This is a genomic window from Aminivibrio sp., assembly GCF_016756745.1.
In the GTDB taxonomy this organism is placed as follows: domain Bacteria; phylum Synergistota; class Synergistia; order Synergistales; family Aminobacteriaceae; genus Aminivibrio.
Genome location: NZ_JAESIH010000080.1, coordinates 1 through 13,676, shown reverse-complemented (window position 1 = coordinate 13,676; position 13,676 = coordinate 1). Strand labels below are relative to the sequence as shown.

The 13,676-nt window shown below is 60.2% G+C and carries 11 protein-coding genes and 1 pseudogene; 8 read left to right on the top strand and 4 right to left on the bottom strand.

All coding sequences use genetic code 11. The features are described from left to right. A partial coding sequence (locus tag JMJ95_RS13170) for an HD domain-containing protein (RefSeq protein WP_290686206.1) occupies positions 1 to 1,251 on the top strand: 1,251 nt, incomplete at its 5' end. Here JMJ95_RS13170 and JMJ95_RS13165 read toward each other — a convergent pair. Beyond that, positions 1,239 to 2,426, bottom strand: coding sequence for a M20 family metallopeptidase (locus JMJ95_RS13165; RefSeq protein WP_290686203.1), 1,188 nt, complete (start codon positions 2,424 to 2,426; stop codon positions 1,239 to 1,241). The genes JMJ95_RS13170 and JMJ95_RS13165 overlap by 13 nt on opposite strands. Before the next feature lie 149 nt (positions 2,427 to 2,575). On the opposite strand from JMJ95_RS13165, the gene JMJ95_RS13160 reads away from it, so the two are divergent. The 7 genes and pseudogenes from JMJ95_RS13160 to JMJ95_RS13130 all read left to right on the top strand — a co-directional run bounded on the left by JMJ95_RS13160 (position 2,576) and on the right by JMJ95_RS13130 (position 10,332). Continuing rightward, positions 2,576 to 2,698, top strand: coding sequence for a hypothetical protein (locus JMJ95_RS13160; protein ID WP_290686201.1), 123 nt, complete (start codon positions 2,576 to 2,578; stop codon positions 2,696 to 2,698). Positions 2,699 to 2,710: 12 nt separating this feature from the next. Beyond that, positions 2,711 to 2,950, top strand: a pseudogene (locus tag JMJ95_RS13155) (thioredoxin family protein); the annotation flags it as partial. 9 nt (positions 2,951 to 2,959) lie between these two features. After that, positions 2,960 to 3,664: a cytochrome c biogenesis protein CcdA gene (locus tag JMJ95_RS13150; RefSeq protein WP_290686196.1), complete on the top strand. Its 705-nt coding sequence runs from the start codon at positions 2,960 to 2,962 to the stop codon at positions 3,662 to 3,664. Positions 3,665 to 3,680: 16 nt separating this feature from the next. After that, complete coding sequence (locus JMJ95_RS13145; protein ID WP_290686193.1) at positions 3,681 to 4,220, top strand: nitroreductase family protein; 540 nt, start codon at positions 3,681 to 3,683, stop codon at positions 4,218 to 4,220. A gap of 1,767 nt (positions 4,221 to 5,987) precedes the next feature. Then, positions 5,988 to 6,539: a LemA family protein gene (locus JMJ95_RS13140; protein WP_290686190.1), complete on the top strand. Its 552-nt coding sequence runs from the start codon at positions 5,988 to 5,990 to the stop codon at positions 6,537 to 6,539. 29 nt (positions 6,540 to 6,568) lie between these two features. Continuing rightward, on the top strand, positions 6,569 to 8,518 hold the full coding sequence (locus JMJ95_RS13135; RefSeq protein ID WP_290686187.1) for a DUF2207 domain-containing protein: 1,950 nt from the start codon (positions 6,569 to 6,571) through the stop codon (positions 8,516 to 8,518). Between the two features lie 359 nt (positions 8,519 to 8,877). Continuing rightward, on the top strand, positions 8,878 to 10,332 hold the full coding sequence (locus JMJ95_RS13130) for a S8 family serine peptidase (RefSeq protein ID WP_290686184.1): 1,455 nt from the start codon (positions 8,878 to 8,880) through the stop codon (positions 10,330 to 10,332). Positions 10,333 to 10,595: 263 nt separating this feature from the next. Here JMJ95_RS13130 and JMJ95_RS13125 read toward each other — a convergent pair whose 3' ends face one another. The 3 genes from JMJ95_RS13125 to JMJ95_RS13115 all read right to left on the bottom strand — a co-directional run. Next, positions 10,596 to 11,222, bottom strand: a complete 627-nt coding sequence (locus JMJ95_RS13125; protein WP_290686182.1) for a protease inhibitor I42 family protein — start codon at positions 11,220 to 11,222, stop codon at positions 10,596 to 10,598. Between the two features lie 439 nt (positions 11,223 to 11,661). Next, positions 11,662 to 12,606, bottom strand: coding sequence for a DUF72 domain-containing protein (locus JMJ95_RS13120; protein ID WP_290686180.1), 945 nt, complete (start codon positions 12,604 to 12,606; stop codon positions 11,662 to 11,664). 2 nt (positions 12,607 to 12,608) lie between these two features. After that, positions 12,609 to 13,676: hypothetical protein (locus JMJ95_RS13115; RefSeq protein ID WP_290686177.1), on the bottom strand; the 1,068-nt coding region annotated here is incomplete at its 5' end.

The window sequence follows — 13,676 nt, the reverse complement described above, 5'->3', positions numbered from 1 at the left end:
GCCGGGCAAAGGAGGACATGCCCCGTGATAACCCGCTCCCTTATCGAACTCGTCTTCTCCGCCGCCAGCATGGAGCGGTGGAACGACCACCCCCACCCCGCCGCCTTCACCGAGCTGGGAAAACAGGCCCACAAGATAATCATGGCGTGGGTCATCGCCCGGTACGAGGGGGAAGAACGGCGACAGGACATTGACTGGACGGCCCTCATCGAGGGGGGAATCTTCGAGTTCCTTCACAGGGTGGTCCTGACAGACATCAAGCCCCCCGTCTTCCACAAGCTCATGCAGGACCCCGGGCAGAGGGAAAAGCTCAACTCCTGGGTGGCCGACAGGCTCGCCCCAGATCTCGAGGGTCTGTCCCCGGACTTCGCCGCCCGATTCCGGGCATACTTCCTCCATGACGGAGGTCTCTCCCTGGAGCGCAAAAGCCTCCGGGCGGCCCACTACCTGGCCACAAAATGGGAATTCGACTTCATCTACCACTGGAGCAGCACCAAGTCCATGTTCGGCATCGAGCAGACCAGGGGAGAGATCTCCAGACAGATCAACGAGCACCGGGACCTGCGGGCGGTGGACGAAATGCTCGCCGCCAGGGAACTGCCCGACCGGGACAAGGGCCTCTGGGGCTTCGTCTCCCTGGTGGGGCAGCTGGGCTTCCAGAAACGGTGGGCCCAGACCCCCCGGATACCCCAGACATCGGTCCTGGGGCACCTGCTCTTCGTGGCGGTCCTCGCCTACTTCATCTCCATGGAGATCGGCGCCTGCCCCAGGAGGAAGTACAACAACTTCTTCGGCGGACTGCTCCACGACCTTCCCGAGGTACTGACCCGGGACATCGTCTCCCCGGTGAAAAACTCCGTGGAGGGCCTCGACGACCTCATCAAGGCCTATGAGAAGCAGGCCATGGAGGAGCGGATCCTCCCCCTCCTCCCCGAAGGATGGAGACAGGAAATCCGGTACTTCACCGAGAACGAATTCCGGAACAAGATCTGTCCGGGGGGCGTGGACGTTCCGGCGCTCCTCGACGGCGACATCGGGGAAGAACAGAACAGGGACGGGCTGAACCCTCTCGACGGCCGGATCATCGAGGCCTGCGACAAGCTTGCCGCCTATATCGAGGCATCCCAATCCATCCGCCTCGGACTCGCTCCCCAGGCGCTGGCCGACGGAAAGCGGAACCTGTACTCCCGGTTCGGCAGGTCGATGATCTCGGGCTTCCCCATGGGGCAGCTCTTCGACTATTTCTGGTAATCTCCCGCCAGAAAAGACAGGGCAGTGCGGACCAGCACGTCCGTCCCGACAGACAGGCACCGCTCGTCGGGACGGAACCGGGGGCTGTGGAGAGGGGCGTCCTCTCCCTTCCCCGTGCCGGTACCGAGCATAAAGTAACACCCCGGAATCCGCTGCAGGAAATAAGAAAAATCATCCACGCCCATGCTCGGCTCCGTGAGGACCGCAACGTTCTCCTTCCCGAGAACCCCTTCGGCAGCCCGCAGCACAAGGTCGGCCAGCCCGGGATCGTTCACGAGGGCGGGATATCCCTCGGTGAACGACACTTCCCCCACGGCGCCGAGGACATCGGGGATGTTCATCACCGTCCGCCGGATCTTCGCCTTCAGGGCGATCCTCGTTTCCTCCCTGAGCGTGCGGAGGATCCCGGAGAATTCGGCCCTCTCGGGCAGCACGTTTCTGGCGCTTCCCCCGTGGAAGGAACCTATGGAAAGAACCGCCGGCTCCGCCGGAGACACCGTCCGCCCCACCAGCTCGTGGAGTGCGGTCACCACCCTGCAGGAAGCGGCGATCACGTCGTCGCCCCTGTGGGGTTCCGCACCGTGGGTCCCCCTCCCCCTGACCACGCAGTCGAACATGTCCGACGCCGCCCTGAAGGCCCCCCGGTGAACCCCCACCGTACCGGCGGGGCGGGAGGGATCGCAGTGAAGGGCGAAAGCCCCGTCGGGCGCCGGTTCCTCCAGCAGACCGTCCCGGATCATGGGAAGGGCGCCCCCGGAAGTCTCCTCGGCGGGCTGGAAGACAAAAAGAACCCGTCCGGCAAAATTACCCCGCTGTTCCGTCAGCCGCCCGGCCGCCCCCAGGAGACATGCCGTGTGGACGTCATGCCCGCAGGCGTGCATCCTGCCCGGAAACTTCGATCTCCAGGGGTCGTCCCCTTCCTCCTCCACCGGCAGGGCGTCCATGTCCGCCCGCAGCAGCACCGTCCGTCCCGGCCCCGTTCCCTCCAAGAGAGCGGCAATGCCGCTTCCGGCGACGAACCTCCATGGAATGCCCAGGGAATCGAGCTCTCCGCCCACGATCCCCGCTGTCTCCTTCAGGTCGAAATCCAGCTCCGGACAGGCGTGGAGCTTTCTCCGGAGCGCCACGAGCTCATCAAAAAAGAAATTTTCCTCCCGGCAGTTCTTTTGTTCCACTCAATCCACTCCCCTTCCGCTCCGCCATTCTACCGAAAATTCGCCGGAAAGGGAAAATCCGCCATATTTTGCGTTGACCGCCCCCTCCTCCGGAAGCTACAATAATGCTCCAGTTTCATATACCGAAATACACCCAGGGGGGATGAAAAATGACAATCAACCGGCTCTTCCTCATCTTTGCCGCTCTCGCTGTGGTTCTGCTGCTTCCCTATACCGGATACGCGGCCGAAACCGCCCGCCCGAAACTCGTGGATCTCATGTCTCCGGGCTGACCGGCCTGCGCTGAGATGTCCAAAGTTTTGGACCAGTTTTCGGCAAAGCACGGAGATATGATCGAGGTGCAGATAGTAAACGTCAGGGAGTTCCCCGACGTGGCCAAGCTCTACCGGGTGCGGTACGTCCCAACCCTCGTCTTCCTTGACGAGGCGGGAAAGATGCTCGACAAGAGGGTGGGGTACATGCCCCTCGACGCCCTGGAGAAGCACTGGGCCGGCCTCGGTTACAAAATGGAGAAAGGAAACTGACGCAGGGTCATGGGCGGCGTGTATGAATTTCTCTACGGCGTATTCCACGGCGACGGGGCGGCGGCATACGCCGCCCTGTACGCCTGGGGAATACTGGGCATGACCCTCAGCCCGTGCAGCATCGCCACAATACCGCTGGTGGTGGGCTACGTGAGCGACTCGGACAACCCCACCTTCTGGTCGGCCTTCCGCATCTCCGCGGTCTTTTCCCTCGGCGTCTTCGTCAACCTCGCCTTCCTTGGAGGGCTTCTCACGTCCGCCGGAGTCTTTCTCGGCGGCATCGACCGCTACACCAACTACATCGTGGCGGGAGTCTTCGTCCTCTTCGGCCTCCACCTCCTCGGACTGGTCAAGATGCCGTGGTTCCGGGGCGGCTCCGGCCCCACGACAAAGCACACGGGCTACCGGGGGGCCCTCGCCCTCGGGACCCTTTCCGGCCTGGCCCTCGGACCGTGCAGCTTCGCCTATTCGGCCCCGGTCATCTTCCTCGCCATGAAAACCGCCGCAACCGACATCATCCGGGCACTGCTCCTCGTGGCAGCCTACGGCGCCGGCCACTGCACGGTGATCATCGCCGCCGGCAGCGCCACGGACGCCTTTTCCCGCCTTTTCTCCGGCGGCGGCGGAAAAACCGCCGCCCGGCTCGGAAAAATCAGCGGCCTCCTTCTCTTCGTCGCGGCGGGCTACCTGATCTACAACGCCCCCACGATCTGAGGCCGGAGGAAGTCTCATGGATTTCGTCGACCTGGTGAGAAAACGGTACAGCCTCCGGAAATACTCGTCCTTCCCCGTAGCCCGGGCGGTCATCGACAAATGCCTCGAGGCCGCCCGGCTCGCCCCATCGGCCTGCAACTCCCAGCCCTGGACCTTCCTGGCGGCCGACACCCCTGAAAAAGTGGTTTCTCTGGCGAAAGCGGCCTTCAGCGGAATCTATTCCATGAACTCCTTCGCGGCCAACGCTCCCGTGCTGATCACCGTCCTCACCGAACGATCCGGGTACGCTGCGTCCATGGGGGGCTTTTTCCGGGGCATCCAGTTCAGTATCATGGACGTGGCCATTGCCTGCGAACACCTCGCCCTCCAGGCAGCGGAGCTGGGTCTTGGAACCTGCATGTTCGGCTGGCTGGACGAGAAGGCCGTAAAGCGGGAACTCAATCTGCCCCGGCAGGCGAAGATCGACCTCATGATGTCCCTCGGCTACCCGCCCGACGAGGACTACATCCCTCCGAAGAAAAGAAAGTCCCTTGACGAAATACGGAGATATCTTTAAAGGGGTGTCACCCTGAGCGAATGCGATCGCGAAGGACCTCGCTCTTGTCATCCTGAGGCCGGATTTTTGGCCGAAGGACCTCGCTCTTGTCGTCCTGAGGCCGTGCTCTTTGCCGATCGCGCAGCATCCCCGAAGGGGGAGGATCTCGCCTTGCCTGTAACGTTTGTCGTCCTGAGGCCGTGCTCTTGGCCGATCGCGCAGCATCCCCGAAGGGGGAGGATCTCGCCTTGCCTGTAACGTTTGTCGTCCTGAGGCCGGTCTCTTGGCCGAAGGACCTCGCTCTTGTCGTCCTGAGGCCGGTCTCTTGGCCGAAGGATCTCGCTTTGCCCCTAAGAGACGAAAAACCAAGACCGAGATCCTTCGGGCGTGGAGCCGCCCTCAGGATGACAACCGGCAGGGATGGAGGGTTATGTTTCCGTCTTTGACGCAACCCAGAGATCCTCCCCTCGCTATGCTCGGGATGTTTCGCAATCGCTGCGCTCAGGATGACAAAAGTGGCTTGTCGTCCTGAGGCCGGGTTTTTGGCCGAAGGACCTCGCTCTTGTCGTCCTGAGGCCGTGCTCTTGGCCGAAGGACCTCGCTTTGCCCCTAAGGGCCGAGAGACCTCGCCTTGTCGTCCTGAGCATGGCGAGGAGGAAACCTCGTGTTGTCGTCCTGAGGCCGGTCTTTTGGCCGAAGGATCTCGCTCTTAAGGGTCGTAGGAGACCCCGCCTTGTCGTCCTGAGCATGGCGAGGAGGAAACCTCGTGTTGTCGTCCTGAGGCCGGTCTTTTGGCCGAAGGATCTCGCTCTTAAGGGTCGTAGGAGACCCCGCCTTGTCGTCCTGAGCATGGCGAGGAGGAAACCTCGTGTTGTCGTCCTGAGGCCGGTCTTTTGGCCGAAGGACCTGGGCTTGATTCTGAGGGTCTTCAAAGCCCTAAACCAGATCCTCCCCTCGCTGTGCTCGGGATGCTTCGCGATCGCTTCGCTCAGGATGACAAAAGCGAAAAGCTCCCCTCTCTGTGCTCGGGATGCTTCGCGATCGTCGCTGCGCTCCTCAGGATGACACGAGCAGTTTGTCGTCCTGAGGCCGGTCTCTTGGCCGAAGGACCTCGGTTTGTCATCCTGAGGCCGGTCTCTTGGCCGAAGGACCTGGGCTTGATTCTGAGGGTCTTCAAAGCCCTAAAACCAGATCCTCCCCTCGCTGTGCTCGGGATGTTTCGCAATCGCTGCGCTCAGGATGACACGAGCGCCTTGTCGTCCTGAGGCCGGTCTCTTGGCCGATCGCGCAGCATCCCCGAAGGGGGAGGACCTCGCTCTTGTCGTCCTGAGGCCGGTCTCTTGGCCGAAGGACCTGGGCTTGATTCTGAGGGTCTTCAAAGCCCTAAAACCAGATCCTCCCCTCGCTGTGCTCGGGATGCTTCGCGATCGCTTCGCTCAGGATGACAAAAGCGAGATCCTCCCCTCGCTGTGCTCGGGATGCTTCGCGATCGCTTCGCTCAGGATGACAAAAGTGGCTTGTCGTCCTTAGGCCGGGTTTATGGCCGATCGCGCAGCATCCCAGAAGGGGAAGGATCTCGGTTTGCCCGTAACGTTTGTCATCCTGAGGCCGGTCTCTTGGCCGAAGGATCTCGCTTTGCCGTCCTGAGCATAACGAGGGAGGAACCCAACCTTTTCTCCCGACACCGGCAAAAAAACAAAGAAAATCCCTTCCGGTCGGCCCGCTTTTTAGTGTAGAATGGTAATAAGTTTTTTTAATTCCATCTTTCCGTCTGGGAGGGGTTTTTTCATGATCGTGTTGCTGGTTCTTCTCGCGCTAATCGCCGCCGCGGTATTCTGGGCCGTCTCCGTCTACAACAGGCTCATCAGGATGCAGAACCTCAAAAACGAAGCGTGGAGCGGTATCGACGTCCAGCTCAAGAGACGTTTTGATCTGGTTCCCAACCTCGTGGAAACCGTGAAGGCCTACGCCTCCCACGAGAAGGAAGTTTTCGAAAAGGTCACCGAGGCCAGGGCGGCCGTCAGCAATTCCAAGTCCGTGGGCGAGCGGGTCGAGTCGGAGAACATGCTCTCCGGTGCCCTGAAGACCCTTTTCGCCGTGGCGGAAAACTACCCCGAGCTGAAGGCGAACACGAACTTCCTCCAGCTGCAGGAGCAGCTTGCCTCCCTCGAAAACGACATCCAGATGTCCAGACGCTACTACAACGGAGCCGCGAGGGACTACAACATCGCCATCGCCACTTTCCCGGCAGTGCTTATCGCCCAGAAGTTCGGCTACGAAAAGGCCGACTACTTCGAGGCCGCGGAGGAAGAAAAGGCCGCCCCGAAAGTCTCTTTTTAGGCTTTACCGAAGACTGAAGAGTCATATTCATGGCATTGTTTCGCAAACTCGCGCCGGCACTCCTTGCGCTGGCCCTGGTGCTCCTCCCCCGGCCTTCCCGGGCGGAGGAGGCCATTCTCCTCTATTCCTCATCGGCTTCCGTCCGAGAGGATGCCTCCCTTGAAGTGAGGGAGGACATCACCGTCCGTGTAGAGGGACGGCGTATCCGGAAGGGCATTTTCCGGGACTTTCCCACCACGTACAGAGACAGTTCCGGCAAAATCGTCCGGGTCGGATTTTCCGTTGAAGAAGCCCTTCTCAACGGAAAACGGGTTCCCTACAGCACCGAATCCCGCTCCAACGGCGTTCGGGTCTACCTCGGAGACCCGAAAAGAAACGCCCCTCTCGGCGAACAGACCTACACCCTCGTCTACGTGACCACCGGCCAGCTCGGCTTTTTTGATGAACACGACGAACTCTACTGGAACGTCACGGGAAATGAATGGGTCTTTCCTATCCTGAAAGCCCGCTTTTCCGCCTCGCTGCCGGGCAATGTCCCCTTTTCGTCCGTCGACTTCTACACGGGCCCCCAGGGAGCCCGGGGAAAAAGTGCCCGCATCCTTCCCGACAACTCGGTGGAGACCACCAGGCGCCTTGCCCCCGGAGAAGGCCTCACCGTGGCCTATACCTGGCCCAAGGGCATCGTGGAAAAGCCGAAACCGCCCATGCGGTTCGCCATCTTCGACCGCTTCGGCAACATATTTTTCTGGAGCGTTCCCCTGCTCCTCCTGCTGTACTACGTCCTCGCCTGGATCCGCTGGGGAAAGGATCCCCCGAGAAAACCGGTGATCCCCCTCTTCGCCCCTTCGGCAGGCAACGGGCCGGGGTTCCTCCGCTTCGTCAGGCGGATGGGCATGGACAACGCCTGCTTCACCGCCGAAATCCTGAACCTGGCCGTCAAGGGCTTCCTCAAAATCGAAGAGATGTCCCTCGAGGAGTCCATGCAGCGGCAGGGCGAAATCGGCGAAAAGAGATTTTTACGGGGCATGGTGTCCCTGGCTTCCAAGCTCGGCAGCAAGCGCTACGCCCTTCTGCCTCTTCCGAAGGAAGGCTGGAAGACACCCCCGTCGAATGACGAATCCCGGCTTTTCAATACCCTTTTCGGCCAGGGGGGAAACGAGCTCCACCTTGTCCAATACAATCATGAAATTCTCGGCAAGGCGAAGGATGCCCTGGAAGCCTCCTGGTCAACCGCCTCCAAGCCCCTTTTCTCGAAGAATACCCCAATCTGGGCGGCGGGGTTTCTCATCCCCGCCCTGCTCTACGCCCTTCTCGCCTGGGGAGGCCATGAGGACAGCGCCCTGCTCTCCGCCTTTGCCGTGGGCGGAATCCTCGTCGCCGGCAGACTCTATACCATCGCCTGGAAAAAAATCCGGGGCAGAGGACGCATTCTCCGGAAAATCATCACGGCCTTCATACCGGCCATATTCACGACGGTTATCACCCTCCTCTTCCTGGCCGCCATCACCATGGTGAGCGGATGGCATCTCGTGCCGCCCCTGGCGACCGGCCTCATAATACTGGTTTTCCGTGAGCTCATGACGGTCAGGACGGAGAAAGGAAACGACGTGCTGGGCGAGGCGGACGGCCTGGCCATGTACATGGGCACCGCCGAGCGGCACCGGCTGGAAATGTTCAACCCGCCGGAGGAAACGCCGGAGGTTTTTGAAAGGCTTCTTCCCTACGCTTTCGCCTTGGACACGGCGGAGACGTGGGCGAACCGATTCGAGGAAATCCTCAGGCAGCAGCAGTACCAGCCCGAATGGTACTCGGGTCCCTCCGCGGCGACCTTCTACGCGGGAGGCGCAGCGGCATCGCTGGCGTCCTCCATGTCGTCCACCATCGCGTCGGCTTCCCAGGCTCCCGGCTCGTCGAGCGGCAGCGGAGGCGGCGGTTCGTCCGGAGGAGGAGGAGGAGGCGGCGGCGGCGGCGGCTGGTAGAAAAGACAGCTGTCACCCCTTTGCCCGTAACGTTTGTCATCCTGAGGCCGGATTTTTGGCCGAAGGATCTCGCTTTGTCGTCCTGAAGCCGGATTTTTGGCCGAAGGATCTCGCTTTGTCGTCATGAGGCCGGGTTATTGGCCGAAGGATCTCGCTTTGTCGTCATGAAGCCGGGTTATTGGCCGAAGGATCTCGCTTTGTCGTCCTGAAGCCGGGTTCATTTCACGCCCGATCGCGCTCGCAGAGCACCCAGAACGAAGTGGAGGGATCATCCCCGAAGCGTTCGCGGAGCATCTTGAGCATGGGAAGGAGAGGATCTGTTCTTTTTTAAAAAACCTAACAGAAAGAAGGTGGAAATAATGAAGAGAGTCGGCAGTATCGTCGCCCTGGTTGTCCTTCTGGGCCTGGCCGCTACGGCGGGTGCCTCGCAGATCCCGGGAGGAAACGACTACCCTGAAGGGGAAGTCCTCGTCCTCCTGAAGGTCCCGGTTTCGGCCGAATCTGTGAGCGCCGCCGCATTCCGCCAAGCCCTTTCCGCTTCTGCGACAAACGTGGCGGCGTCGGCCGGGGCGCAGGCGGTGAGTTCCACCCCAACCATTGCGGAGGTCACAGGAAAGGACATCGTTCTTCTGAGAAGCGGGGAAAAGACCACGGAAGAACTGCTGCAGGCCCTTGAGGGAAATCCTGCAGTGCTTGCGGCGTCGCCCAATTATAGGGTTTACGCCGCTCAAACGCCGAACGATCCAGGCTACAGCAACCTCTGGGGAATGTCCGCCATCCGTGCCCCTGCTGCCTGGGACAGGTCCACAGGCAGCAGGGGCGTGTATGCGGCCGTCCTCGATACGGGAATCGATTACAACCACGACGATCTCGCGGACAATATGGGACGCGACCTGAACGGCCATCTTGGCAAAGATATCCTGAACAATGATGATGACCCCATGGACGACAACGGCCACGGCACCCATGTGGCAGGTATTATAGGTGCCGTTGGGAACAATGGAATCGGGGTCGCCGGCGTCAACTGGGAGGTGAGCCTTCTGGCAGTCAAGGTCCTGGACGATGAGGGGCTCGGAGATATATACAACCTTGTGTCAGGGCTTGAGTACGTGACGGACCAGAAACGCCGGGGACTGAACATCCGGGTCGCCAACATGTCCCTCGGCGTCTGGCTGAACAGATCTATTTCCAACGACGCGGCGGCCATCAACGCCATGAACACCGCATGTGAAGCCGTATCAAACCGGGGAGTGATCCTGGCCGTAGCGTCAGGCAACGAGTATCAGGACATCAGCAATCCGGGCGGTATTCTTTCTAATCCGGACGATCTATTGGCGGACTACAGGGATAAGCTCCCCTACCCCGCCAGTTTCAGACACTCCAACATGATCACCGTGACCGCGATAAATTCTTCCTACAGACGCCCGGATTTCGCAAACTACAGTTCCCGATACGTTCACCTTGCGGCGCCCGGAGTCGGCATCTGGAGCACGTACCACAACGGAGAATACAAAGAAATGAACGGCACGTCTATGGCAACACCCTACGTCGCCGGTGCTGCGGCATTGCTTTCCGCCATGTTTCCGTCAGAATCGGCCGGCCAGATCCGGAGCAGAATCCTCGGAAACGTGAAACGGACAAACAATCTCTCGGATATTGTCTCCACAGAGGGGTATCTCGACATCCAGGCTGCCGTTGCAAACGAAACCCCCAGCAGCGGAGGCGGCGGCGGATGCAACACGGCAGGCGAGGCAGTTCCTGCAGTAGCGCTTCTCCTTTTCCCTCTCGGCCTGCTGATGAAAAGGAAGAAGTAAAAACACGATCAAAAAGGCGGGAGGCCCCGAATGTTCCGGGCCTCCCGCCTTTTTCGCGCTATTGCTTCCCTCATCGCCTCCATAGCACCGGGACCAGGGGAAGGAGGAGCAGAAGACCGGAAGCTCCGGCTTCTCCTCAAAAGGAGCGCCCTCCACAGGACGATGAAAGATGATACGTTGGCGAAGGCCTTCATGGGGACGCAGGATAAAAAAAAAGGCAGCCTTCGGAAAGAAGGGCTGCCTGATGTGCCTTTCGTCGTAAACTATCTCACCGTCATGGCAAGAACATGGTACCGAGACGGCGTGGTGTCCTTTTCCCACGGACGACGGTAGCCGAAAATGAGGGCCGTTTTCCCTTTGGCGATGCCCTCGTACTTCCACAGCTCCGTGCCGGGCCCTCTGGTCGAGGCCCTCTCGGAGAAGGAGTCCCCTTCTCCGTGGAAGGTATTTTCCTTCAGCCGCACCACGGCAACCCCCTGGTGAAGCACCGTCCAGCCGTACCCCGTGGAGGGATTGGACGTGAGGCGCACGGTGTAGACATTTCCCCTGCCCACCGAACCGTAATCCATGGAGAGGAGGAGGTCTCCCTCCAGCGGAAAGGTAATGGCGTCCACCTTCACGGAATTGCCGCCCCGGGGGGTCCACCGGATGGCGAAGGGCTTTCCGGGAAGAAGTCCCCGAATGGTAAAATTCCCGTCGAAATCAGTAACGGCCTTGTAGGACAGTCTTCCGTCCCACACGGAAATCGCGACGCCGGGCAGTCCTTTCTGCCCTTCGTCGTATACGACTCCCCGAAGCAGGGCCTCGTCAGCCCCAAGTGCAGGAGTATGCCCGGAAACACCGGTAAAAAACATTAAAAAAACCAGGCAGAAAAGAACCCAAAAACGCATGCACAGCCCCCCTTGACGGATATTGTGTTCCAGTGTAATAGTAGCACTTTTTTGTCGGAATGGATGGAAAATAAAAAAAAGGAGGGGGAAAAATCCCCCTCCGATTGCTTGCGGGTTATCCGGAGCGGTGGCGCTGACACTTGGTCAAACAACCAACTCCTTGAAATTGCTGCAGATACCCTTACATACTTCTTTTGTTGCGGTTCTTTTCGGTGCAGCTTCCGGTGCTGGTGGAACATGGTACAGACTGTCTTGGACTTGTTTCCGCTTCTTTCGGTTTTTTCCTGACTTGCTTCTCGTTTCTGTTCTCTCCGTCCGGATAACCCGTTGATCGTATTCTACCCTTGTGGGTGCTTTTCATCAATACCGACTACGTTCTATGGGACGGAAATATTGGTGATTCCCATATACAGGCTCTTATTTTCTATCATTATCAGCTTTATCCTTCAAAAGGAAATTCTCCCTGGACCCCCTCCCCGGGAGAACAGGCCACGCCGAGAAGACATTTCATCCGGAGGGCGTTTTTCACCGCGTAATCCCGGTAGCAGTTGTTGAACATCAGGAACACCTTACCGGCCTGCTCCGCTGCGTTCCTGACATCTCTCTCCCAGGAGAGGAGCTCCCCGTCGGAGTAATTGTAGCGGAACTTCTCCGCCACGGGGGCCCCCTTTTTCATCCAGCCCTCCCTGTTCCGTCCGTGAAACCGCACCACGGCGCCCCAGGTGGCCGTCACCGGGAACTCCCTTCCCACGGTCCAGTCGAGCTCCGGCTCGTCCACGGCCACGTAGGCCATGTTCGCCCCCTTCAGCAGCGAAAGGAAGGACTCCCGATTCCCCTTCTCCATCCACGACCTGTTCCGCACCTCCACCGCCGTGCGGAAAGGAGGCGTAACCTCCGCCACCCGCTCGAGGTAGCGCATCATCACCGGCGAAAAAGAGACCTTCGGGGGAAGCTGGAACAGGAGGTAGCCCATGCGGTCCATGGTCCGGAGGAGCTCAAGGGCGGAAGTGAACCGTTTCCAGAGAACAGGCCGAATCTCCCGGGGCAGACCATGGAAATCGAGGCGCCCCGACTCCGGCCGGGGAATTTCATGGCGCACCCATTCGGGGAGGTTCTCGTATTTCACCGAGTGCCGGGTAAAAAGCCCCCAGGCCTTCACGTTGAACAAAAACCCCGGAGGAGTCCTGGCGGCCCACTGGAAGACCGATGCCTGTTCGGGGATGGCGTAGAAGGTGCTGTCCACCTCCACGGTGTCGAAGGCGGCCCCGTAAAATTCCAGCCTCGCGGCGGCCGTCCGGGCGGAAGGAGGGTACCATCCGCCGGCGATGAGCCCCCGCTCAGCCCATGAACAGGTTCCGATCCGGATCCTTCCTCCCTCTGCCATATCTACCCTCCCGGCGAAAGAAAAACATCGGTGAACCGCCTGATCCTGCGGTGCCATCCCTCGTACAGCTTCGCCTGGAGCAGCGTGGACAGGGTGAAAAAGCCGTCCTCCACTCCTCCGAAAGAATCGTCCCGCAGCGCCTGGACATAGACCGCCTCGGGCAGAGTGAACACCCTTTCCCCCTTGTGCCGGTCCGTCGCCCGGCCGGGGACGCACCCCACGGCCAGAGTCCCCTTTCCGTCGGCATAGAGGGTGACCGTATATTCAACGTTCCCGATGGATCCCGCAGGGAACTGCATCCGCCGCTTCCTGACAAATCCCCTCTCCTTCAACGTGCCATAGGAATCGATGACCGTTTCCAGGGAAATACACTTCAGTGCCGCCCAGTGACGCACATACCCGGCCATCTTCACGGCGAACCTCGAAACGGAAGAGTCCGCGGGCGCCGCCGAAAGAGCCCTTGTGGAAATCACTCCGCCGTCGGCCGCCTTCCACAGGAAGGAGGAAAAATCGCCGCTCTCCTCGCAGGCGAGGGAAAAGCCCAGCAGAACCGCGGCGGCGGCAGTCCGGGGCGTCTCGTACCACCGTTCGGGGCAGACGGAAGCGAGCTTTCTCGTTATCCCGGTCTTCTTCAGGTCGGCCACGGATTTTCCTCCCCGAATCGGGACGGAGGGCTCCCCGCCGAAGACGGCCAATTCCGCCTCCGACAGGGGAAAAAAGGGGCGGAAGAAGCCCCTCCCGCCGCCATCGGTAAAATCAGCCAGCCAGAGGCACTGCCGCTTCCCTTCGGGAAGGAGGCCCATCTCGCTTTTGTCGAACACCGACCTGGGGGCATGCAACAGGTCAGTCAGGAAAAGGACGGAATGCCACAGCAGTCCCTTGAACACCGGGTCCTGAGCGAACCGGTAGAGCATCCTCCGTACCGGCGCCTCCAGGACATCCATAGGATAATAAACCGTCTTCCCGCCCCCTCCCTTGAGGGAGAGCTTTCTCTCTTCTCCCTCAAGCCAGCTCAGGGGGCTCATCTTCTTCGTGTTTTTTGCCCTGTTGACAATCACCAGGCGGGGAGT

Coding starts and splice junctions, on each gene's coding strand:
- JMJ95_RS13130 (WP_290686184.1), top strand. CDS start 8,878: ATGAAGAGAGTCGGCAGTATCGTCGCCCTGGTTGTCCTTCTGGGCCTG.
- JMJ95_RS13125 (WP_290686182.1), bottom strand. CDS start 11,222: ATGCGTTTTTGGGTTCTTTTCTGCCTGGTTTTTTTAATGTTTTTTACC.
- JMJ95_RS13145 (WP_290686193.1), top strand. CDS start 3,681: ATGGATTTCGTCGACCTGGTGAGAAAACGGTACAGCCTCCGGAAATAC.
- JMJ95_RS13120 (WP_290686180.1), bottom strand. CDS start 12,606: ATGGCAGAGGGAGGAAGGATCCGGATCGGAACCTGTTCATGGGCTGAG.
- JMJ95_RS13160 (WP_290686201.1), top strand. CDS start 2,576: ATGACAATCAACCGGCTCTTCCTCATCTTTGCCGCTCTCGCTGTGGTT.
- JMJ95_RS13135 (WP_290686187.1), top strand. CDS start 6,569: ATGGCATTGTTTCGCAAACTCGCGCCGGCACTCCTTGCGCTGGCCCTG.
- JMJ95_RS13140 (WP_290686190.1), top strand. CDS start 5,988: ATGATCGTGTTGCTGGTTCTTCTCGCGCTAATCGCCGCCGCGGTATTC.
- JMJ95_RS13150 (WP_290686196.1), top strand. CDS start 2,960: ATGGGCGGCGTGTATGAATTTCTCTACGGCGTATTCCACGGCGACGGG.